We start from the raw sequence: 22,194 nt of genomic DNA, 5'->3' as shown, positions 1-22,194 counted from the left end.
TGCGATAACCAACTCCTATGTGAGTTTGAATGTATTGAGGAGAATTCGGTTCTTTTTCTATTTTTTTCTCAGAGTTGCCATAAATACTCGCAAAGAGGCAATATCATTGTCCCAGTTACTACCCCATATGTTTTGTGTAATATAGGTATGCGTCAGAACTTTTCCTGTATTTTTCGATAATAAACAAAGTAATTTGTATTCAATAGGTGTTAAATGCAATTCTTCACTATTAATATAGGCGCACCCTGCTGCATAATCAATTCGTAGTTCTCCATTTATAAAAACAGAAGCTTCTGTAGGAGAAAATCTCTGCATCATCGTTAACCTTCTTTGCGTTACTCGCAAACGTGCTAACAGTTCCTCAACAGAAAACGGTTTAGTTAAATAGTCATCTGCACCTGCATCTAGTGCATCAATCTTGTCGGTATCTTCACTTCGTGCACTAATAACGATAATGGGCATACTTGACCAGGAACGAATTTTTTTAATTACCTCAACACCATCCATACCTGGTAACCCTAAATCAAGTAACACAATATCTGGATTATGTGAAGATGCTTCCAATATTGCTGCATCACCATTAGGTGCAGTTAAATAACGATAACCATGTGCTTTTAAGGTTGTCGTCATCAGATTCCTTACCGATGAATCATCTTCTACTAATAGAACAAGTGTTTTATTCATGTATTTGTCCTCCTATAGGTAAAGTGAATGTGAATATTGATCCCTGAGGAATATTATCTGAAACACTAATCTCTCCTCCATGGGCATTGATAATTGATTTACATAAAGCCAAACCTAACCCTAAACTTCTATGACTATCAACAACTTTGTTGATCCCGCTATAGAACATATCAAAGACTCGCTCCTTCACCTCATCAGACATCCCCTCACCATCATCTGATATGGAAATAACTGCTTTATTACCTTGTCGTTCTGTTTGAATAAGGATATGTGATCCTTGAGGTGTGTACTTTATAGCATTATCAACGATATTAATTATGACTTGAACAATTAGTCGGGCATCCATTTTAGCAATAAGAAACTCATCTTTATGCTTCACTTCAATATGATGTTCCACGCTTTTTCGATTCACATGGCGTAATGCTTCTGATACAACATCATCAACTAAATCATCTATAATGCGTAAATTTACATTATTTTCTTCAATCCTTGTCACAGCTAATAGATTTTCGACAAGATTGATAAGCCACATAGAATCATCATAGATATCTGTGTACATCTGCTTTTTAGTCGCTTCATCAAAGGAATCGCCATTTGAAAGAAGATTACTAGCATTTCCTGATATAGAAGTCAGTGGTGTACGTAAATCATGAGAAATAGCACGTAGTAAGTTAGCACGTAATTGCTCATTTTTAGCAAGAATAGCTACTTTTTCTTTCTCATAAGCATTCTTTTCATTTTCCAAGGCTAATGCACACTCTCCAATAATGGATAAAAGAATACTTTTTTCAAATGAGTCAAGAGGCTGCTCATCAATAACTATTCCTACTACACCATACACGTTATTATTAACTCGAATCGCTAAATATAAACACTTCGCATTTGGGAGAGTATCAGTCGTTGAACCAGCAGCTTTATTGTTTTTAAATACCCACTCTGCGACTGCTTTTTCATTGCTACTAGTATAGCCGTTATTTAGCAAATCTTTCGTAGCTGAAAAAATATAGGGCTCACCCAGCGTTTCCTTTTTTGCCAAATAAAAAACAACGTCTTTACCTAAGAGCTTGACAATCTGATTTGAAGTAGCAGATATAATATCTTGCCGACTTTTCGCTTTCTGTAAGAGATGATTTGTATCAAATAAAACTTTCATACGATAAGCATCACGTGTAGCTTGTTTTGCATGTCTTTCTAAACGATTTGCCAAGGATCCTGTTAAAAAAGCAGCAAAAAACATTATGAGAAAAGTTACTGGATATCCCTGATCATAGGCTTGAAAAGTAAATTGAGGCTTAGCAAAAATAAAATTAAAGACAAGAACACTAACTACCGAAGATATTAAACTATATATCTGATGTGTTGTCACCACTGCAGTAATTAAGACACCCAGCACATAGACTGTAATAATATTAGCCTCATCAAATCCTAAATTACGGAAAGTGTATCCAATTAAACTAGATATGATTAAAATGACAAGACATTTTAGAATATCAGTAGTTGACCAAATGATGTTTTTCTTTTTCTGTGCTTTTCGTGCTCGATAAACAGAAACCGATGGCAACGTATCAGGAATAATATAAATATCCAAATTCGGGGCCATTTCTACCAATTTTTCTGTTAGTGTTGGTTTCTTGAAAAAGTGTGGTCTAGTTGCTGAACTTCGTCCAATAACAAGTTTAGACACTCCAAATACTCTCGCAAACTCCGCAATTTGAAAAGGAACATCTTCTCCACGAACTGTCTCAACCTGAGCACCAAGCTGCTCTGCTAGTCGTAAGTTAGCATATAAACGCTCCTTATTTTTGTCATCCATTGTAGAAAGGTCAGCTGTCTCAACAAATAAAGCTGTAAACCTTCCTTTAAAAGCTTTTGCCATCCTAGCCGCTGTTCGAATAATTTTAGTGCTCGAAGGAGATGAGGATAAACAGACAAGTATGTGTTCATCGATATAATAATCACCATGATTCTTAATGCGCGCATTCTCTGAAAGAATCTCAACACGTTGGGCACAACGACGCAATGCAATACCTCTAAGTGCTGTTAAATTATCTACAGTAAAAAAATTATCAACTGCTCGTTTAGCTTGCGACTCTTGATAAATGGCACCAGCATTCAAACGCTCAATTAAGTCTTGCGGTTCAATGTCTACTAACTCAACCTGATTAGCATTATCAAACACTGAATCTGGAATACGCTCCCTTACGGGTACCTCCGTGACAGAAGCAACCATATCATTTAAGCTTTCAATATGTTGGACATTAACTGTCGTGTAAACATCTATCCCTGCTTTTAAAAGCTCTTCAATATCTTGATATCTCTTTACATGACGGCAACCTTCAGCATTAGTATGAGCAAGCTCATCTACCAAAATTAATTCAGGAGCTCGTGCAATTGCCGCATCCAAATTAAATTCATGCAATTGAATCCCATTATAAACAATATCTAACTGTGGAAGCATCTCTAAACCATCCAGAAGGGCTGCGGTTTTCGGACGAGCGTGAGGTTCAATATATCCAGCAACTACATCAACTCCTCTATTCTGAGCCTCATGGGCTGCGGTTAACATCGCATAAGTTTTACCAACGCCAGCTGCATAACCAAAAAATATTTTAAGTTTTCCTCTTTTTTGTTTGTTTTCCTCTTGACGAATAATCTCTAATAACTGATCTGGATTTTTTCTATTTTGATCCATTAAATACCTCCAAGAATGTTATAAATGAAAGCAGAGAAAGTTCAGCACATGTTTTCGAGACAGACTTTAATATTACATAAAGATTGTAACACAAACTAGTTACCGTTTCCAACTTATCCTAACTCTAGGAGGTATTCATTAAACCAAACATTATCCTCCTAAATCGACTCATCAAAAAAACTTTGTATATCATAATCTTGGAATAAGAGTAACCAAGAGACGAAAAGCGATATACAAAGTCAATTTTACTATCTTGCAAAGTCTAATCGATTTGCAATAATTTTTAAATACTTACCAATTGCTCACTGCGTCCCCCTTATTCTCCTATGCAGTAGAGAACACTTTAATAAACAGTCACAAAAACAATCAGATTTGCTTTTGATTGCCTTGTCAAATGATTGAGGAACTTATATCTAAGTTAACTATGGTAATGCATCACAATATGATATTTATATAATACCATCCAACATCAAATTAACTTTCAAGACATTAACTGTTTTCTCACCAAAAATCCCTAAAAATCTACCCTTAGTGCACTTCTTTATAATTTTTCTAACACTCTGTTCAGATATATTATTTGCCTTGGCAATTCTCGCGACTTGATATTCTGCTGCTGCAGGAGAAATGTCAGGATCTAAGCCACTACCTGAGCTTGTCACTAGATCAACGGGAATGGTTTCTTCATTCATATCTGGATTATGCATACGCAATTTGGATATGCGTTCACTTAGCAATTTTTGATATTTATCACTTGAAGGACTTAAGTTAGAAGGCTCAGCATACATTAATATTTTACCATTTTTATCTTTATAAGTAGAAACGTCAACATTCATAATACGTCCCCACATATGCGCATCATCAGTATATTGCTGTCCTAGCAACTCACTACCATATTTTTTCCCATTAACCGTAATAATAGATCCATCAGCTTTATCTGGAAAAAGAAGTTGTGCTGCACCCGTTACAACTCCTGTATAAACAACTCCACAAAGTACTGTAAAAATAGCGAAAATCATCAGTGCTTTTGGAAATGTATTTTTTAATGTTTTCATTACAAAACCTCTCTTGATTTTTTACCACTAGACTTGTTATCTCAAAACAAAGAAAACTAAAAACATATCAATTAATTTCACACAGATAAACGGTGTTATTAGACCACCTAAACCGTAAATGAGTAAATTTCGAGATAGAAGCTTTCCAGCTGGAACTTCACGATATTTAACACCTTTTAATGCCAATGGAATTAATGCAATAATAATCAATGCATTATAAATAATCGCAGATAAAACAGCGCTTTGTGATGAATGTAGGTGCATAATGTTTAACTCGGATAAACCAGGATAAAGTCCTACAAACAATGCTGGGATAATTGCAAAATATTTTGCAACATCATTAGCTATAGAAAAAGTTGTAAGGCTCCCTCTGGTCATTAAGAGCTGTTTTCCAATACGAACAATATCAATTAATTTTGTAGGAGATGAGTCCAAATCTACCATATTACCAGCTTCTTTTGCTGCTTGAGTTCCAGTATTCATAGCAACAGCCACATCCGCTTGCGCTAGAGCCGGAGCATCATTTGTACCATCTCCAGTCATGGCAACTAAGTGTCCTTTAGATTGAAAATCACGAATCATCTGAAGTTTAGCTTCTGGAGTTGCTTCTGCAAGAAAATCGTCCACCCCAGCTTCGGCAGCGATGGCAGCAGCTGTCACTGGGTTATCTCCAGTAATCATTATGGTTTTAATTCCCATTTTACGTAAATCAGAAAATTTCTCTTGAACCCCTTGTTTGATAATATCTTTTAAATGAATAACACCTAAAATTTTATGATTTTTTGAAACTACTAACGGTGTGCCTCCCTGTTTAGCAATATCTTGTACAACATGGTCACATTCAGAAGAATAAATACCTCCTGCCTGTGTGACATATTGTTGCATTGTCTCAGCAGCACCTTTTCTAATCTCATTGTCATCATAATCAACACCGCTCATACGTGTTTTAGCAGTAAAAGGAATGAATTCCATGTTTTTATCAGAAAGATCGCGTGCACGAATTCCAAATTTTTCTTTTGCTAAAATAACAACACTTCGACCTTCTGGTGTTTCATCAGCTAGTGATGATAATTGAGCCGCATCAGCAAGTTCAACTTCACTTACTCCATCTACGGGTATAAATGCATGAGCTTGACGATTACCTAAGGTAATAGTACCAGTTTTATCTAACATTAAAATGTCAACATCTCCAGCTGCCTCAATGGCTCTACCACTCATAGCTAACACATTGGCTTGATTTAAGCGACTCATTCCAGCAATTCCTATAGCAGAAAGTAAAGCTCCAATAGTTGTTGGTGCTAAGCAAACAAGCAATGCTACCAATGTCGTAATGGAAATTGTATTACTAATCCCTGCCTGTTTTGCTGAAAAGACTGAATAAGTATATAAAGACATGGTAACAAGAATAAAAATAATAGAAAGTGCAATAAGAAAAATTTGTAAGGCAATCTCGTTAGGTGTTTTCTTTCTAGCAGCACCTTCAACCATAGCAATCATCTTATCCAGAAAACTTTCCCCAGCCTCACTTGTGATTCTAACTACAATCCAGTCTGATAGAACTGTGGTACCACCAGTAACAGCACTTCTATCACCACCTGCCTCACGAATAACAGGAGCAGATTCACCAGTAATGGCACTCTCATCTACAGATGCTGCCCCCTCTTCAACTTCACCATCTCCAGGTATTTGCTCTCCTGCTTTTACGATAACGAAATCACCTTTTTTTAAACTAACAGATGATACAGGGGTAATTTGGTCTTTCTTGTCTAGCGACGGAATTTTATGTGCTTCGACATCTTTTTTAGCTGCACGTAATGAGTCAGATTGAGCTTTACCACGGCCTTCTGCAATAGCTTCTGCAAAATTTGCAAAAATACAAGTAAACCAAAGAATAATTGTGATTGCAAGTGTATAGCCACTAGAAGCATCCTTTAATCCAAACAAAGATACTGCCCAAAGTATAGTTGTTAAGATTGCAGAAATATAAACTAAAAGCATAACAGGATTTTGAACTTGTGTTTTTGGATTTAGTTTTATAAATGAATCTTTTATAGCTTTACCAATCATTTTTTTATCAGAAAAAGTACCTTTTACTTTTGATGACATGTTAGGATCTCCTTAAATATTATTACTGAAAAAATTCTGCCAATGGACCAAGCGCCAAGGCTGGTAAAAAGCTCAGTGCTCCAACTAACAAAATAATGACAATCAGTAAGAAGACAAACGTACTATTTGTTGTAGAAAGTGTGCCTGCAGTTGTTGCAATTTTCTTTTTACTTGCTAAACTTCCTGCAATCGCAAGTGTCCCAATAATAGGGAGAAATCTAGCAAATAACATAACCAATCCAAGAGTGATATTCAAAAACGGTGTATTAGCATCAAAGCCTGCAAATGCAGAGCCATTATTACCACCTGCAGATGAGAAAGCATACAAAAGTTCTGAAAAACCGTGAGCACCACTATTATTTAAGCTATTTACCACATTTGGTACTATAGCAGCAATACCACTCCCTACCAAAATAGCAATAGGCGTTGCAAGACAAACCATCACTGACCACTTCATTTCATAAGGTTCAATCTTCTTACCTAACAGCTCTGGTGTCCTACCTACCATAAGACCTGCAATAAATACGGTCAGAATAGCAAATGCAAGCATTCCGTAAAGTCCACAACCAACACCCCCAAATACAACCTCTCCAAGTTGTATCAATAGCATTGTTACCATACCTCCGAGAGGTGTATAACTATCATGCATAGAATTAACAGAGCCGTTAGAAGCAGCTGTTGTAAATGCTGCCCAAGTAGCTGAAGAAGCAATACCAAAGCGTGTTTCTTTTCCTTCCATATTACCTCCTGATTGATTTGTCATGGAAAGATTAACCGCTCCATTTTGCGATAATTGAGTTGTTCCAAATTGTTCACTAACTGCAATAGAAGCAAGTGCTAAAACAAGACAGATAAACATTGCCATAAAGATTGCAATACCTTGTTTTTTATTTCCTACTGCTTTTCCAAATGTAAAACAAAGCGCGGTAGGAATTAACAATATAGAAATCATCTCTATGAGATTAGTGAAAGCATTAGGGTTTTCAAGTGGATGTGCTGAGTTTACTCCTGTATAACCACCACCATTTGTCCCAGTTTGCTTAATTGCTATCTGACTTGCAGCTGGCCCCATTGGTACAAACTGCTCTTTTACAATTTGAGCATCCTTAACAACATGACCGTCAACAGTTACAGTATTATCAGATAAGTCAATTTGAGCATTTTCAATGATTTCTCCTCTCGAGCTAACTGCAATAGGTTCAACAAGAGAAACTGTTTCAGCGCTTTTCCAATTCTGAATCACACCACCACTAACAAGCAATAAAGAGATGACCAAGTTAAGCGGAATTAAAATATGAATAATAATTCTTGTAATGTCTACCCAAAAGTTTCCTAATCCATCAGATTTCACTTTTTTAAATCCACGAATTAGAGCAAATAATACAGCAATACCAGTAGCAGCTGACACAAAGTTCTGAACTGTTAATCCGATAGATTGTGTCAAATAGCTCATTGTAGATTCTCCACTATAAGCTTGCCAGTTTGTATTCGTAATAAAGCTTATTGCAGTATTAAATGCTAAATCCCATTTTACTCCTGAGAGGCCTTGGGGATTTCCTGGAAGAATACCTTGTAAAAGTTGTAAAAGAAATAAGAAAATAAAACCTATTCCTGAAAAAACAAATACTGAAATAGCATATTTTTTCCAATTCATCTGTTCTTCTTTATTTAAACGCAATAATTTATATACCGCATTTTCACAAGGCGTTAAAATTTTGGACAAAAAGGTCCTCTCGCCATTCATCACTTTTTTAATATAGGTTCCAAGCGGAATTGCAAGAATTACTACTATAGCTAGATAAAATATGTATTGAAATACTGAGCTCATTATTGTGAATCTCCTTTCATGAGAATGTACACATAATAACTTAGTAGTGCCACAGCACATAGACCGATTATACTGATTATCACAGTCATTTTTATAACTCCTCCTTGTTTTATAATTGTAACACCAGCATTATTAAAACGGAATTAATAGAAAAGCCACAACATAAAGATTCTATAAAGAAACATTCAAATAATATAGTTATTTGATAACAAAGCTATGTCATAATATGAATTATTTTTACAGATCAATCTGCCCTATATAAAACTAGTGTAAAAGTAAGGAAAATCAATATTAATAAAAGAAGTATAGCTCTAATGTGCTATACTTCTTTTATTATTTATTTTTTCCGTCTTGTTTTAACAAAATCATAAACAGTCATTAAAATAAAACCTGTAAAGACAATAATGATATTACGTAATGGTGTACCACTATGGTCAAAAAAAATTAGCAAGCAAAAAATAATAATGACTGTGATAAGATTACTAATTAAACGGTTTCTAAAATTCATTTTCATTTAAAAATCCTACCATATTCACATCATCTGGAACTAGTTGCAAATAACGTTCTGCAACCTGATGAGCACGTTCCTTTTGCCCAAATTCACGTAAAATATAAGCATAATCTTGCAAGAACTCTGGATTATCCGATAAATCTGTTGCCAATTCATCATAAAGATTGAGCGCTTTTTTATCAGCTTCCAAAGCTTGGTAAGCTTTAGCGATATTCCATTTTGTTAGGACGCTGTCGATATTATCGCGTGACAAAGTAACAACATCCTCATAACGTTTCTCTTCCAAATACAAGTTGGTCAAACGCATTAAGACATCTTCATCATCAATCGCAACATCTTTTGCTTTCAAAAGATAGTTTTCAGCTTGCTTAGAATCATGCAACTCATATGAAAATTGTGATGCAGTAAGCAACAAATTGGTATCAAATTCGTTTTTACTCAAGCCTTTTTGAACTAGACGAAGCGCCTCTTCTGTTTTGTTTTCCTCATGAAGAGATTGGGCATAGACGTATTCATAGCCCTCAAAATCAGGATTCATCGTATCCAACTGCTTAAAGTAAACATTTGCCTTTTGATACTCCCCTTGGTCATACAAAATAGTGGCTAATTCAAAAATTGTTCCGTCGTCATATTCAATTTCAATCGTTTTTTCAAGAAATTCAATCGCTGCTTCAAATTTCCCAAGACTAGCATAAGCACGACCGATACGTTGATAAGTAGAAATCCCTGTTAATTCAAGGATTTCACGGTTATCCAACTTAGCGTATTCTTTGATTGCTTGATTAAAATTACCTAATTCTAACTCAATTTCAGCCAAACCAAAGATAACCAATGGGTCATCGCTGATTTTACTAGCTAGCAATAATTTCTCACGCGCAACATCTGTCAAACCTTCCATATCGTAAATATCAGCCATGACAAGCAAAGCTGATAAATATGCTTCGCTTTCTGGTGAAATGGCATCCAAATACAAGAAAGCTCCCTCAATATCACCATCTTCAGTTGCAATCTGCGCTAGGTTAATGTTTACTTCAGGATAACTCTCACGCTCCTGCAAATAAATTTCCCTTGCTTGTGGCAAAAAGCCAATGCTTTCAAGATATTCTGCCAATTCCAAGAGCGTCTCAGCATCATCTTCTTTTAAAGCGCGTTTAAAGTATTTATCAGCATGCTCCAAATCTTGTTTTTGAATCGAAGCCACCATTTTTTCACTATTCAACATCTTTAGCTTTTTCTTCCCCTTCTATAATAAGTACTTCTTCCTCATACAAACCACTGATACGTTTGTACCATTCAAAAATTTCTTTAACAACAACTTTGATTGAAGCGTAAATTGGAATCCCTAGGAAAACGCCCCAAACACCAAACATTGCCCCAGACGTTAGCAAAATAAACATGATGGTAATCGGGTGAATGCTCAATTTGCTTCCCAGAACCAAAGGCGAAACAAAACGTCCCTCGATTGTCTGCTCAATAACAAATGCTATCAAAACTTTAATGAGCATAATCGGACCTTGGACAACTCCCATGATAACGACTGGAACCATGGCAAGAAAGCTCCCAAGATATGGAATCATGTTAAGAAAACCAGCAATGATCCCAAAAGTAGCCGCATAACGCAAACCAATAATATTAAAGAAAATCGTAAATATAATACCAACAACAATAGCAACCGTTACTTGTCCTTGAACATAACCAGCTAATTGTTTATTAATATCACCGAGAACACGCGAAATTGGGCGGCGCATCCGTGTCGGAAGTGTTTTTAATAAGCCTTCTTTCATCTTACCGCTATCACGCAAGAAATAAAATAAGATAAAAGGAGACATAATGATTGCCACAGTTACACGAGCAATAGCACTGGCAAAATTTGATGCCCAGTCAATCGCATTTTTTGAAAAGCCTTCCGCATAATCAATTGCTTTAGTGCTCACATTTGACAGCATTTCTTCCAATTCTTCTTGATAATTGGCTAGCCAGGGGCTCTCTAAGAATTTATTAGCTTCAACATTAATGCTTCTGACATAGCTTGGTAAATTCTCAACGAAAGACGTTAACTGCTCTTGAATCGTTGGGATAAAGCTCGCCACAGCCCAGATTAACAAAGCAATGATAATCGCAAACACAATAAAAATAGAAGTTGTCCGACTAACGCCACGTTTCTCAATAAAACCAACCAAAGGTTTGATTAAATAATAAAGAATTGCCGAGATCACCAAAGGCAACATAATAATAGCTATAAAAGATATAATCGGCGTAAATAAAAATGAAATCTTGGTAAAGAGATAAAGGGTTAAAAACACAAGAAAAGTAATCAAAACAGCGACAACTGCTTGATTATTTAAAAACCATTTAAAAAACCAAGAATCTGTAAATTTCTTCTCTTGATGATAATTCATGTAAACTCCTCACTACTGTTTGCAATCGATGATTAAACTAACTTCCATTATAGCATTTTCTATTAAAATCACCATTTTTTAGAATGATGCGCTCATTTATCATAAAATGTCACGCTTTTATCAATCAAGCGCTGTTCGTCGTCATAAGTAAATTTGGCTGAAAAGAATGGCACATCATCCAAAATCCATTTAAAAATTTCGTAGTCACCCTCCCAAGTCGGTTTTGATAGAACTTGGTCGTAAGGCACCCACTCTAAAGTTCCTTCACGTGACTCTTCATCAGAAATCAATTCTCCCTCAAAATCGGTTACCTTGAAAACATAAGTGTACCAATCATGCCCTGGTGTGAATTCTGGAAACGTAATCACTCCCTTGAAATCCATTTCTTTAACAGTAAAATGCGTTTCCTCAAAAATCTCACGTTTCGCACATTCATCTGGTGTCTCACCTACTTCTAGCTTACCACCAACAGAAATCCATTTTCCTTCATGAACATCATTTGGTTTTTTATTGCGATGTAAAAGCAAAAGCGCTTCACCATTATCAATATAACAAATCGTTGCTAATTTTGTCATTTCTCTCTTCTTTCTTGTTTTATTCTATTGTACCAGAAAACTAAGGACAATTCTTGAATCAAAGGTTAACTTAGACGGCATTTCCTATTTTTAAGGGGATAAAAAGCACATAGAGCTATCTAAGTGCTTAAAAATATAGTGGCATCTTGGTATTTTTTCAGACGTTTGATGTCGTTTCGAGTGACCTGAGCCAGCCTTGATAAATCTGAATTGTGCTTTAAATCCGCCAATTTGACAACACGTGCTAATTCATTTGTTTTAACAAGTTTAAGATATTGCTTGTACGATTGCCCATCTTTTCTAGTCAATAAATCAACTGCTTTTATGATTTCAGACGAGAAACCTGCTTCTTCTAAATCACTCAGCTGATAAGGAGTGTCTTCTATCACATCGTGTAAATAGGCAACAATTTTTTCATCATCTTTCGTGACAAACGATGCCACAGTCTCAGAGTGTAAAATATACGGCGCACCAGCTTTGTCAACTTGATCGTGATGTGCTCTTTTAGCAATTTCGTGAGCTAATTTTACATCATCTTTCATCACTGTTCCTCCTTTACCGAAAAATTAAATCTATTATAGCACTTTTCTACCCTTACGTTGCCTCCGAAAATGCCCCAAAACTACAAAAAAGCCTGTCGCCCAAGCTGTAACCCTTGATACGATAGGCTTTTATGATTATTTGTCAAGAACTTTTTGTGTTTTAGCGTAGTTAGCTTCAACAGCTTCTTTTTCAGCTTTCCACCAATCTTGGTTATCTGTGTACCATTTGATTGTTGCTTCAAGTCCTTCTTCAAAGTTTGTGAATTGAGGTTTCCAACCAAGTTCTTCACGAAGTTTAGTTGAATCAATAGCGTAACGAAGATCGTGACCAGCACGGTCTGTTACGTGGTCATATGCGTCTTTTGGTTGACCCATTTTTTCAAGGATAAGTTCAAGAACTTCTTTGTTGTTCTTTTCACCATCTGCACCGATAAGGTAAGTTTCACCGATACGTCCCTTAGTCAAGATAGCCCAAACGCCAGTTGAGTGGTCGTTTGTGTGAATCCAGTCACGAACGTTTTTACCGTCACCGTAAAGTTTTGGTTTAATTCCTGACAAAATGTTTGTGATTTGACGAGGAATGAATTTTTCGATGTGTTGGTATGGTCCATAGTTGTTAGAGCAGTTAGAAATAGTTGCTTTAACGCCAAATGAACGTACCCAAGCTTTAACAATCAAATCTGATGCAGCTTTTGTTGATGAATAAGGTGAACTTGGATTGTATTTTGTTTCAGCAGTGAATTTTTCACCCGGTCCTTCACCATGTCCTGGAAGGTCCTCACGAAGTGGAAGATCTCCGTAAACTTCGTCAGTTGATACGTGATGGAAACGAATATCGTATTTACGAGCTGCTTCCAAAAGTGTGTATGTTCCAACAAAGTTCGTTTGGATGAATGGGCTTGGATCTTTCAATGAGTTATCGTTGTGGCTTTCAGCAGCGTAGTGAACGATAGCATCAGCTTTAGCAGCTAATTTATCAACCAATTCAGCATCTGCAATGTCACCAACAACCAATTCAACACGGTCACCAAGGATTTCTTCCAAGTTAGCACGATTACCAGCGTATGTTAATTTATCAAGAACAGTAACATGTACGTCTGGATGGTTATTATAAACATAGTGTACGAAGTTTGAACCGATGAAACCTGCACCACCGGTTACAATGATATTTTTGTATTCAGACATAACTTAAGATACAAAGGGACGTTTCGCTTGCGAAAAATCTCGTGGAAAAATAGAAAGTCCGACGTAGACGACTAGCGTCTAGGAAGATTTATCTTTTTTCTCAGAGATTTAGTCCCGTGTTCAGTTTTTTTAATAAACTGAACATTCCTTTCTGATTTATTTTTTTATTAGGTATTACAAATCTTCTTTGCTTAATGGTTTAACGTCTTTAAGCAATGGGTGATTTTTGTCAGCTTCAGAGACTTCTGCTGCTTCCAAGTTTTCCCATTTAATGCCTAATGTTGGGTCTGCATAGTTAACAAAGGCATATTTTGGTTTGAGTTCAAGTGCCCAGTAATCATTAACCAAATAGCTATATGCAACTTTATCAGACAATACTTGGAAACCATTGGCAACACCGCGAGGAACAAAGATACCTTTTGAGGCATCAATAACAGTTTGATAAACATGACCAAAACTGTCACCTTCACGTAGGTCAACCCATGACCCTAGAACTTTACCTTCGTCAGCCACAGAAATGTATTTATCCCAAGGTTCTGCATGAAGTCCACGCAAAACATTTTTATGTGAGAAGCTAACGTTATTTTGTAATTTACCTTCTGCAAAGAAAGATTCTGGAAAACCAAGAGGAATCATTTTTTCTTTTTGGAAGTTTTCTTTGAACCATCCGCGGTTGTCACCATGGACCGGAATATCAAATTCAATCATTCCAGGGATAGCATCAATTTTGCGCCCTGCTAATTCTTTACCAAAAAACTGTTCAGTCATTACTCTTCTCCAATCAAACGAAGCAAGTATTTTCCGTATTCGTTTTTCTTCAATGGTTGTGCAAGGTTATGAACATCTTCTTTGGTGATGTAGCCCATACGATAAGCAATCTCTTCCAAGTTTGCCACTTGAAGATTTTGCATACGCTGTACAGTTTCAATGTATTGAGCCGCTTCCAAAAGACTTTCGTGTGTTCCTGTATCAAGCCACGCAAAACCACGTTCCATAACTTCTACAGAAAGGTCGCCACGTTCAAGGTAAACTTTGTTGACATCTGTAATTTCAAGTTCACCACGCGCACTTGGTTTGATACTTTTAGCAATTTCAATAACATCATTGTCATAGAAATAAAGACCTGTTACGGCATAGTGAGATTTTGGATGTTCCGGCTTTTCTTCAATTGAAATCGCGTTACGATTATCATCAAACTCAACAACACCAAAACGTTCTGGATCTTTGACTTGGTAACCAAAGACAGTAGCCCCTTTTTCTTTGCTAGCTGCTTTTTGAAGCATTTTGCTAAGTCCTGGTCCATGATAAATGTTGTCTCCTAAGATAAGCGCAACGTTGTCATCACCGATGAATTCCTCACCGATGATAAAAGCTTGTGCCAATCCATCTGGGCTTGGTTGAACAGCATAAGAAAGTGAAATTCCAAATTCTGACCCATCACCAAGTAATTCTTCAAAACGATGAATATCAGTCGGTGTTGAGATGATTAAAATATCTCGAATTCCTGCCAACATTAGTGTAGACAGTGGATAGTAAATCATTGGTTTATCATACACTGGCATAAGTTGTTTTGAAGCCGCACGAGTCAATGGGTACAAACGTGTACCAGATCCTCCTGCTAGAATAATACCTTTCATAGTTAGGTCTCCCTCTTTATTAATTATCAATTCTATTTTACCATTTTTTGGAAATGCTGTCACTAAGTTTCCTATTTTGCAAGTTTTTCAGGAATTTCCTGCACTGAAATAACGCAAATTCTGGATTAGCATGACATTTTTAAACCAAAATAGGATTGAGACTTCTTCTCAATCCTACAACTTATTACAAATGAAAAAATGGATTAGTTTCTGCTTGGCTGGCTATAAAATCAACATTCCATTGATTATCGGCTTTCCAAGCATTGAATTTTTCAACCAATTTATCGATAAAAAGCACTTCGATGTGATGCCCAGGGTCAATCGCAAGCATGCCGTTAGTAATCATTTCTTGGGCTGTGTGATAATAAATATCTCCTGTGATATACACTTGTGCCCCTTTTTCCATTGCGTCACGATAAAATCCTTGACCACTTCCGCCACAAATCGCAACACGGTTAACGAGAGTCTCTTGATTTCCATAAGCAACTAGGCGTACACTATCCAAATGGAATTTTTCTTTTACTTTTAATGCAAAATCGGAAAAAGTCTGCTCCTCAATCTTTCCGATACGACCAATCCCATAGCCATCTGCAGTTGGTGTCAAAATGTCAGTGTCCTTAATCTCCAAGAGCTCACAAAACCAATCATTTAAACCATCTGGAACAATATCAATGTTAGTATGACTAACATAAACGGCAATGTCGTGCCTCACCAAGTCAATGTAAATCTGATTTTGTGCCGTTGCGACCAAGTCCTTAAGTGGTTTAAAAATCGGAGCGTGTTTAACAATAATCAAATCAACACCTTTTTCAATTACTTCTGCAACTGTCGTCTCACGAACATCAAGTGCAATCATCACACGCTTAACATCCTTGTCAAGAGTGCCAATTTGAAGCCCTGAAATATCTCCTTCCATAGATAATTCACGTGGGCAATACGCCTCATAACGAGCAATAATCTCACTTGCTTTCATTGATAGCCTCCTTAATTGCTGCTATTTTTTGTGAAATGGCTTCGCGGTCATCGATACGATTTTTAGGAACATGTGGCAAAGCAATCTCTAATTTTTTCAATTCACGTTTCCAACGTAATTTGAAGATTGCTGATTTTTCTTGATTTAAAAATGGTCCAAAACGCAATTCTGTATCCGACAAAGTCATTTTCCCATGTTCTACCACCATGATTTCGTAGAATTTATCATTTTCAGTCATGATTTTTTCCGCAATAATTTTGAAATGATTTGCCATAAGCCAAGCACGAAGCTCATCCTCACGGTTATTAGGTTGTAAAATCAGACGCTCAACGCTTGCTAATTTATCAACGCCAGCTGCGAGAATATCAGCAATCAAACCACCACCCATGCCACAAATGGTGATAGCTGTCACATTATCAGATTCGTCAAAAGCCGCTAAACCGTCTGCTAAACGAACAGCGATTTTATCAGCTAAACCAGCTCCTGCAACATTATGAAGGGCTGATTCATAAGGTCCTTTAACCACTTCACCTGCAATAGCAAATGAAATTTTTTCCCCTTCTGTCAAAACAATTGGTAAGTAAGCATGGTCACTTCCAACATCAAGTAAACGTGCCCCCTGCGGCACAAATTCCGCCACGGCAGCCAAACGTTGTGATAATACTGTCTGCATAAATTTTCCTTCTAAAATATCATTCATTTCAATTATATCAAAAGGGAGTGAGACAAATAAAGTCTCCAGTGGAGACTTTATTCATGAGCCTAAAAATTAAAAAGCGAATCAGTAGTTTCGTAGAAACTTGATTTCTCAGCAAGTCTTAATTTCTTGTTGCTGACCTAAAACGGTCTATTCCTAAACCGTTTTTGACACTTACTTCGTAAGTTTTATTTCCCGATTATAAAGGTTCCCCAAAGCTTTATAACTCACCCCCGCACAGCTCAAAAGCTTTGGGGAAGCTTTTGAGGTGGGAAATAAAGTCAAGCGAAGCTTGATGTCAAGTAGGGTTGTAAAAGCTGATTTATCAGCGCATTAGAAACCACTCAACCACTGCGTCTTGTAAATAATAACTATGTAAACAATTTTCGTCCCAAACTCTAATTATTTTTCACATTATCTTTGTAATACTTACAGTAGGCTTGAACTGGACAGATGTCGCATTTTGGCTTTTTAGCCAAGCAATGATAACGTCCAAAGAAAATCAAGCGATGATGTGTTAAAATCCAATCTTTCTTTGGAATTTTCTTCATCAAGTCTTGCTCAATTTCGGTAACATCAGCATCTGGTGCTGAGATATTGAGACGTTTAGCGATACGCGACACATGAGTATCCACAGCGATGGACGGGATACCATACACTTCTGCCAAAACAACATTAGCCGTCTTACGTCCAACTCCAGGCAAACTTTCAAGCTCCTTATGAGTCTTTGGAACTTTGCCATCAAAATCTCGTAAAATAGCTCGCGCTGTCTTGACGATATTTTTAGCTTTATTTTTATAAAGACCAATCGTTCTCAGACAATCTTCAACATCTTCTAAATTTGCATTGGCTAAATCAGCAATTTCAGGGTATTTTTTCCAAAGGTTTGGCGTGATTTTATTAACTGCCTTATCTGTCGTTTGCGCAGATAAAATGACCGCGATTAGCAATTGAAATGGTGTCTCCCACTCCAATTCACCACGTGCCTCTGGATACATCTCACCAATAATAGCTAAGATTTTCTTTAAACGTTCACGTCCTACTCTCATTAGTCACTCCATAAATCCATAGCAGCTAGAAAATCATCTGATACGGATACTTTGCCTGCTTTCGAGTCCTCATGCTCTTTACGACGTTCCTCAACTTGACGCATGGTTGTAATACCCTCACGACGCCAATTACGTAAAATCGCATTGATATAATTCCAATTAGTTTTACCATTAAAAACAGCTTCACGAAGGGCTGCCCGAACCAAATCAGGGTCTGTCTTGTCCTCACGAATTGTTTTTTGCAAATCTTCCAGTTCAAATGGGCTAAGCATGCGGCCCAACTCACGCTCAAAATCTTCAACCAATTCTTTAATAGGATTTAAAGCTTGTTTTTCTTGAGTCTCCGTAGGTTTAGCTAACAAGTCATCTAAAAGTGCCAAAACTGGACTTGCATCAAAAATAACCTCAATTTCACTACCAAGCTCAATGGTTTTCATGTCCAAAAGACCTTGAGCAGTCAAATCAGAAATCGAACGATTCACTTCGGCAACTGTCTTGTCTAAAGCAGTTGCGATTTGACTAGGCGCTAAGTCATCCATTTTGGTCGTGTTTTGCAAATAAATAAACTGCCAAATCAAAAAGTCATCTGAACTTTTGAAGATATCTTTATAATGAAAAAGAAGAGCACTCGGTAACACCAAATTACCCGATTTAAAATTTTCTAAAAAACTCATAATAATATTCCTAAAAGATAATCCTATCCATCAAGTCATCCAAAATAGAGATTTAGCACGTCTTATCGTCAGAAAATTAACCCTATCTGATTATAGGTAACCATAAAATGAAAAATCTTTTTCCAGTTCTACCAATGAATATGGGGTTTCCTGATAAACAGCATAGTTAATCCAGTTACTAAAGAATGTTGTTGCTGCCAAATTCCAGTGCATTGGCACATTTTGGGCGGGGTCGTCATTCAAATAATAGTGTTCTGGAAGGTTAGGATTTTTTCCAACCTTAACATCACGTTTATATTCCCTATCAAGGGTTTCTCGATCGTATTCTAAATGTCCAAAGCTATAAACTTCACGCAAATCTTTACTAGCCACAATAGACAAACCAACAACTTCACTAGCCGCAATAACTTCCAAGTCATCAATTTTTTCAACGTCTTCACGACACACCTCGGTATAACGTGAATGTGGCGCCATAAAACTATCATCGAATCCACGTACGATAGGATTTTCAGGGCTAACAACGTCTTGTGAAAAAACACCTGATAACTTACAGTCTAACAAAACTTTTTTGATGCCGTATTTATAGTACAAGCCCGCTTGCGCTCCCCAACAAAGATGAAGAGTAGAATAAACGTGTGTTTTAGACCAATCAAAGATTTGACAAAGTTCGCTCCAGTAATCAACTTCTTCATAATCCAAAGTTTCAATAGGAGCACCTGTTATGATTAATCCATCATAATACTTATGTCGCACATCGTCAAATGTTTTGTAAAAAGTTTCTAAATGTTCAGCAGTTGTATTTTTAGACTCATGGCTCGTCATATAAAGAAACTCAACATTAATTTGCAAAGGCGTATTGGCTAATAGGCGTAAAAGCTGTGTCTCTGTCACTTCTTTTGTTGGCATCAAGTTGACAATGAGAAAATCCATTGGTCTAATATCTTGATGTTTGGCACGTTTATTATCCATAATGAAGACATTCTCTTTGCGTAAAATGTCTAACGCCGGCAATTCTTTATCAAGTTTTATTGGCATGAAAATATCTCCATTCTATAATATTGTCGTTAAGTAATATTATAAAATATGGAGATATAGTTTTCAATTATATAATTCCTCTAAGTAGATATAGTTTTTAACTATGATTACCCTGGAAAATTCATTAAAACTTTTGTATCGTAACCTTCAAGTGCTTTACGTCCGTTCAATCCGTCCAATTCAACAAGGAAAGCACATCCAGCTACAACACCGCCAAGGCGTTCTACCATTTCAATGGTTGCTTTAACGGTACCACCTGTCGCCAAAAGGTCGTCAACAATAAGAACACGTTGTCCAGGTTTAATAGCATCAGCGTGCATACATAATGTATCAATGCCGTATTCTTTTTCATAATCAGCTGAGATTACTTCACGTGGTAATTTACCAGGTTTACGAACTGGTGCGAAGCCAATTCCGAGTTCAAATGCAACAGGGCAACCGACGATAAATCCGCGCGCCTCTGGACCGACAATCATGTCAATCTTCTTGTCAGTAGCGTACTGTACAATTTCGCGAACAGCATAGCTATAAGCATTTCCATCTGCCATCAAAGGAGAAATATCACGGAAAGTGATTCCTTCTTTAGGATAATTTTCAATTGTAGCGATATAATTTTTTAAATCCATTTTCTTCTTTCTATGGGCTTTTTGCCAAAAAATGTTTTACATTTTATTATAGCACACTTTTATGAAAAATGTAATACTGACAAACAACTTGTAATAAAAGGTGAATTTGACAGTTTCAGATAAGGTATCATCATCATTTTAAAATGAAACATTATCTTCTCCAACCTTATTCTGACAAGAGTTTTAACGTTTGCTGCTCTAAAAGAGTGAGATCGTATTCTTCATCTTGACTTTCTACATCAAAAGTGACCATTTGCATTATATAACTAAAAAAAGGTGAAATTGCAATACGGATAACCTCCGTTTTTCGAAGACAATTCCCTTCACATAAACGCTCAGCAATTTTATCAATAGAGGGTGCTAATTGCTCCATCTGTTTCCCAATAAAGTGCTTCATTTCTGAATTCGTCAATAGTTCTTGAATAATAATCTTCACCAATGAGTGATTGGCTTTGATAAAAGCGTAACGATCATAAATAAAATAATGAACAATATCTTCTTTCTTGCTAAACTTCATAATATTTTGGATAAAAGGAGCACTCAAAAGTTCTGCCATTGGCTCCAAGACACCTATTAACAATTCCTCTTTTGTCTTAAAATATTTAAAAATAGTTGCTTGACTCACTCCAGCCACTTCTGCTATTTGTGCAGTCGATGTTCCGTGAAATCCTTGCGCTGCAAATAACTTCATAGCTGCCAATAAGGTATTGCGTTTTCCCGAAGGCATTTTAACTTTCGATAAACGTTCTTCAAAAGATAAAACGATATTTTTTTCAGTCATGTAAAACTAAACTCCTTTTTATCACCACTTCTTTCATTATATCACACTTTACGATAGCGTTTGAGCCCTATAATATTAGCAGTGGTTAAACCAACAAGAAACATTAATAAGATTAAAAGATCAAAGGCAACACTATTAAATCCATCGCCATACATGATAATCTTAGTCAAGGCATCTCCTGAATATGAAAGAGGAAGAATTTTACCAATATGTTGTACCCAATCTGCCATACTATCCAGAGGAATGATTCCTGAGAAAAAGAGCTGAGGCATGATTACCAGCGGTAAAAACTGCATCATCTGAAATTCTGATTTTGCTAGAGTAGATAATAAAACTCCAAAAGCTAGGGCTACCAAGGCTAAAACAAAATTCACAATGATGACATTGATAATATTACCAACTACCTCAATATCAAGCAACCAGATAGTTGAAAGGACAATAACAACAGTTTGAATAACCGCTATAATACCATAGGAAATCATATATCCAAACACAATGTCGCTACGTTTAACAGGTGTGGCTAACAAACGATCAAGAGTACCGCTCGTACGTTCTTTGAGTAACGCCATTCCTGAAATCAAAAAGACAAAGAAGAAAACCATAAAGCCCATAAGGATTGGAATCATCTTGGCAAAGAATCCCGTATTTTCGTCACCATAATCATAATGTTCGGTTAAGTCAGTCGAACTAACATTGCTGGTAGGGAGAAGGGAAGTGAGACTCGGAGTTTCAGCTACAGCTTCCTTAACTTGGCTCATAAACTGGTTGGTAATAGACCAACTAAGCACCGATTTGATAGCTTGACGGGTTAGAGCGGTTTTAGATGAGTCTGTATTGGCATAGGTTACATCATAAGTATCATCATCAACCGTAAGAATCGCATCAACTTCCTGATTGTCTAAATCCTTTTGCGCCGCTTTAGCACTAGTATATTTTTCAACAGCAACATGTTCCACATCATCAAGATTTTCAATCAAACTACTTGGAACATCAACAGCAGCAATAATCACTGAAGTTGTACTGCTAGCCGAGAACATGACATTCATCAGCCACATGATAAGAATTGGTGCCACAAACATCATAGCTAGGGTACGCTTATCACGTAGTAATTCTTTTAATACTTTTTTAGAAATAGCTAGAATACGCAT

The 22,194-nt window shown here is 36.6% G+C and carries 20 protein-coding genes; all 20 read right to left on the bottom strand.

The window, feature by feature from the left end; translation table 11 throughout:
* Window positions 1-57: 57 nt before the first annotated feature.
* A complete protein-coding gene (locus tag CCC20_RS09955; protein ID WP_502705562.1) occupies window positions 58-684 on the bottom strand; it encodes a response regulator transcription factor in 627 nt (208 codons plus the stop codon).
* The gene (locus CCC20_RS09950) at window positions 677-3,376 is read right to left on the bottom strand and encodes an ATP-binding protein (RefSeq protein WP_287180155.1); all 2,700 of its coding nucleotides are present in this window, start codon (window positions 3,374-3,376) and stop codon (window positions 677-679) included. The genes CCC20_RS09955 and CCC20_RS09950 overlap by 8 nt, the downstream gene beginning before the upstream one ends.
* A gap of 449 nt (window positions 3,377-3,825) precedes the next feature.
* Window positions 3,826-4,428, bottom strand: a complete 603-nt coding sequence (gene kdpC / locus CCC20_RS09945; protein ID WP_003064237.1) for a potassium-transporting ATPase subunit KdpC — start codon at window positions 4,426-4,428, stop codon at window positions 3,826-3,828.
* A 36-nt stretch (window positions 4,429-4,464) separates the two neighbouring features.
* Window positions 4,465-6,534: a potassium-transporting ATPase subunit KdpB gene (gene kdpB / locus CCC20_RS09940; protein WP_003064236.1), complete on the bottom strand. Its 2,070-nt coding sequence runs from the start codon at window positions 6,532-6,534 to the stop codon at window positions 4,465-4,467.
* Between the two features lie 22 nt (window positions 6,535-6,556).
* Window positions 6,557-8,362: a potassium-transporting ATPase subunit KdpA gene (kdpA, locus tag CCC20_RS09935; RefSeq protein WP_003064233.1), complete on the bottom strand. Its 1,806-nt coding sequence runs from the start codon at window positions 8,360-8,362 to the stop codon at window positions 6,557-6,559.
* 497 nt (window positions 8,363-8,859) lie between these two features.
* Window positions 8,860-10,095, bottom strand: a complete 1,236-nt coding sequence (locus CCC20_RS09930; RefSeq protein WP_287180154.1) for a tetratricopeptide repeat protein — start codon at window positions 10,093-10,095, stop codon at window positions 8,860-8,862.
* On the bottom strand, window positions 10,085-11,272 hold the full coding sequence (locus CCC20_RS09925) for an AI-2E family transporter (RefSeq protein ID WP_117575427.1): 1,188 nt from the start codon (window positions 11,270-11,272) through the stop codon (window positions 10,085-10,087). The genes CCC20_RS09930 and CCC20_RS09925 overlap by 11 nt, the downstream gene beginning before the upstream one ends.
* A gap of 92 nt (window positions 11,273-11,364) precedes the next feature.
* Window positions 11,365-11,847, bottom strand: coding sequence for an NUDIX hydrolase (locus CCC20_RS09920; protein WP_117575429.1), 483 nt, complete (start codon window positions 11,845-11,847; stop codon window positions 11,365-11,367).
* A gap of 119 nt (window positions 11,848-11,966) precedes the next feature.
* A complete protein-coding gene (locus CCC20_RS09915) occupies window positions 11,967-12,389 on the bottom strand; it encodes an HD domain-containing protein (protein ID WP_003064219.1) in 423 nt (140 codons plus the stop codon).
* Between the two features lie 135 nt (window positions 12,390-12,524).
* A complete protein-coding gene (rfbB, locus tag CCC20_RS09910; protein WP_003064218.1) occupies window positions 12,525-13,574 on the bottom strand; it encodes a dTDP-glucose 4,6-dehydratase in 1,050 nt (349 codons plus the stop codon).
* 174 nt (window positions 13,575-13,748) lie between these two features.
* The gene (locus tag CCC20_RS09905; protein WP_003064215.1) at window positions 13,749-14,342 is read right to left on the bottom strand and encodes a dTDP-4-dehydrorhamnose 3,5-epimerase family protein; all 594 of its coding nucleotides are present in this window, start codon (window positions 14,340-14,342) and stop codon (window positions 13,749-13,751) included.
* The gene (gene rfbA, locus CCC20_RS09900) at window positions 14,342-15,211 is read right to left on the bottom strand and encodes a glucose-1-phosphate thymidylyltransferase RfbA (RefSeq protein WP_013851675.1); all 870 of its coding nucleotides are present in this window, start codon (window positions 15,209-15,211) and stop codon (window positions 14,342-14,344) included. Before rfbA ends, CCC20_RS09905 begins: the two co-directional genes overlap by 1 nt.
* 184 nt (window positions 15,212-15,395) lie before the next feature.
* A complete protein-coding gene (locus tag CCC20_RS09895) occupies window positions 15,396-16,184 on the bottom strand; it encodes a Nif3-like dinuclear metal center hexameric protein (protein ID WP_003064208.1) in 789 nt (262 codons plus the stop codon).
* Window positions 16,171-16,857: a tRNA (adenine(22)-N(1))-methyltransferase gene (locus CCC20_RS09890; RefSeq protein ID WP_041973705.1), complete on the bottom strand. Its 687-nt coding sequence runs from the start codon at window positions 16,855-16,857 to the stop codon at window positions 16,171-16,173. Before CCC20_RS09890 ends, CCC20_RS09895 begins: the two co-directional genes overlap by 14 nt.
* A gap of 422 nt (window positions 16,858-17,279) precedes the next feature.
* The gene (nth, locus tag CCC20_RS09885; RefSeq protein ID WP_003064202.1) at window positions 17,280-17,930 is read right to left on the bottom strand and encodes an endonuclease III; all 651 of its coding nucleotides are present in this window, start codon (window positions 17,928-17,930) and stop codon (window positions 17,280-17,282) included.
* Window positions 17,930-18,604, bottom strand: coding sequence for a DnaD domain-containing protein (locus CCC20_RS09880; RefSeq protein ID WP_013851674.1), 675 nt, complete (start codon window positions 18,602-18,604; stop codon window positions 17,930-17,932). The genes nth and CCC20_RS09880 overlap by 1 nt, the downstream gene beginning before the upstream one ends.
* A gap of 90 nt (window positions 18,605-18,694) precedes the next feature.
* Window positions 18,695-19,639: a homoserine O-acetyltransferase MetA gene (gene metA / locus CCC20_RS09875; RefSeq protein ID WP_013851673.1), complete on the bottom strand. Its 945-nt coding sequence runs from the start codon at window positions 19,637-19,639 to the stop codon at window positions 18,695-18,697.
* Window positions 19,640-19,746: 107 nt separating this feature from the next.
* A complete protein-coding gene (locus tag CCC20_RS09870) occupies window positions 19,747-20,265 on the bottom strand; it encodes an adenine phosphoribosyltransferase (protein ID WP_003064194.1) in 519 nt (172 codons plus the stop codon).
* Window positions 20,266-20,431: 166 nt separating this feature from the next.
* Window positions 20,432-21,046 (bottom strand): TetR/AcrR family transcriptional regulator, encoded by a 615-nt coding sequence (locus CCC20_RS09865; RefSeq protein ID WP_013851672.1) that lies wholly within the window; start codon window positions 21,044-21,046, stop codon window positions 20,432-20,434.
* Between the two features lie 41 nt (window positions 21,047-21,087).
* Window positions 21,088-22,194 (bottom strand): ABC transporter permease, encoded by a 1,107-nt coding sequence (locus CCC20_RS09860; RefSeq protein WP_058692814.1) that lies wholly within the window; start codon window positions 22,192-22,194, stop codon window positions 21,088-21,090.

The sequence above is a fragment of the Streptococcus sp. LMAG:39 genome, assembly GCF_008680485.1.
GTDB classification, from domain to species: domain Bacteria; phylum Bacillota; class Bacilli; order Lactobacillales; family Streptococcaceae; genus Streptococcus; species Streptococcus pasteurianus.
Note: the sequence above shows the minus strand (reverse complement) of the source record. Positions and strands in the feature narration are given on the sequence as shown.

What these genes read in the sequence shown, in the direction of transcription:
- CCC20_RS09955 (WP_502705562.1), bottom strand. Translation starts at nt 684, where the DNA reads ATGAATAAAACACTTGTTCTATTAGTAGAAGATGATTCATCGGTAAGG.
- CCC20_RS09950 (WP_287180155.1), bottom strand. Translation starts at nt 3,376, where the DNA reads ATGGATCAAAATAGAAAAAATCCAGATCAGTTATTAGAGATTATTCGT.
- kdpC (WP_003064237.1), bottom strand. Translation starts at nt 4,428, where the DNA reads ATGAAAACATTAAAAAATACATTTCCAAAAGCACTGATGATTTTCGCT.
- kdpB (WP_003064236.1), bottom strand. Translation starts at nt 6,534, where the DNA reads ATGTCATCAAAAGTAAAAGGTACTTTTTCTGATAAAAAAATGATTGGT.
- kdpA (WP_003064233.1), bottom strand. Translation starts at nt 8,362, where the DNA reads ATGAGCTCAGTATTTCAATACATATTTTATCTAGCTATAGTAGTAATT.
- CCC20_RS09930 (WP_287180154.1), bottom strand. Translation starts at nt 10,095, where the DNA reads ATGTTGAATAGTGAAAAAATGGTGGCTTCGATTCAAAAACAAGATTTG.
- CCC20_RS09925 (WP_117575427.1), bottom strand. Translation starts at nt 11,272, where the DNA reads ATGAATTATCATCAAGAGAAGAAATTTACAGATTCTTGGTTTTTTAAA.
- CCC20_RS09920 (WP_117575429.1), bottom strand. Translation starts at nt 11,847, where the DNA reads ATGACAAAATTAGCAACGATTTGTTATATTGATAATGGTGAAGCGCTT.
- CCC20_RS09915 (WP_003064219.1), bottom strand. Translation starts at nt 12,389, where the DNA reads ATGAAAGATGATGTAAAATTAGCTCACGAAATTGCTAAAAGAGCACAT.
- rfbB (WP_003064218.1), bottom strand. Translation starts at nt 13,574, where the DNA reads ATGTCTGAATACAAAAATATCATTGTAACCGGTGGTGCAGGTTTCATC.
- CCC20_RS09905 (WP_003064215.1), bottom strand. Translation starts at nt 14,342, where the DNA reads ATGACTGAACAGTTTTTTGGTAAAGAATTAGCAGGGCGCAAAATTGAT.
- rfbA (WP_013851675.1), bottom strand. Translation starts at nt 15,211, where the DNA reads ATGAAAGGTATTATTCTAGCAGGAGGATCTGGTACACGTTTGTACCCA.
- CCC20_RS09895 (WP_003064208.1), bottom strand. Translation starts at nt 16,184, where the DNA reads ATGAAAGCAAGTGAGATTATTGCTCGTTATGAGGCGTATTGCCCACGT.
- CCC20_RS09890 (WP_041973705.1), bottom strand. Translation starts at nt 16,857, where the DNA reads ATGCAGACAGTATTATCACAACGTTTGGCTGCCGTGGCGGAATTTGTG.
- nth (WP_003064202.1), bottom strand. Translation starts at nt 17,930, where the DNA reads ATGAGAGTAGGACGTGAACGTTTAAAGAAAATCTTAGCTATTATTGGT.
- CCC20_RS09880 (WP_013851674.1), bottom strand. Translation starts at nt 18,604, where the DNA reads ATGAGTTTTTTAGAAAATTTTAAATCGGGTAATTTGGTGTTACCGAGT.
- metA (WP_013851673.1), bottom strand. Translation starts at nt 19,639, where the DNA reads ATGCCAATAAAACTTGATAAAGAATTGCCGGCGTTAGACATTTTACGC.
- CCC20_RS09870 (WP_003064194.1), bottom strand. Translation starts at nt 20,265, where the DNA reads ATGGATTTAAAAAATTATATCGCTACAATTGAAAATTATCCTAAAGAA.
- CCC20_RS09865 (WP_013851672.1), bottom strand. Translation starts at nt 21,046, where the DNA reads ATGACTGAAAAAAATATCGTTTTATCTTTTGAAGAACGTTTATCGAAA.
- CCC20_RS09860 (WP_058692814.1), bottom strand. Translation starts at nt 22,194, where the DNA reads ATGCGTATTCTAGCTATTTCTAAAAAAGTATTAAAAGAATTACTACGT.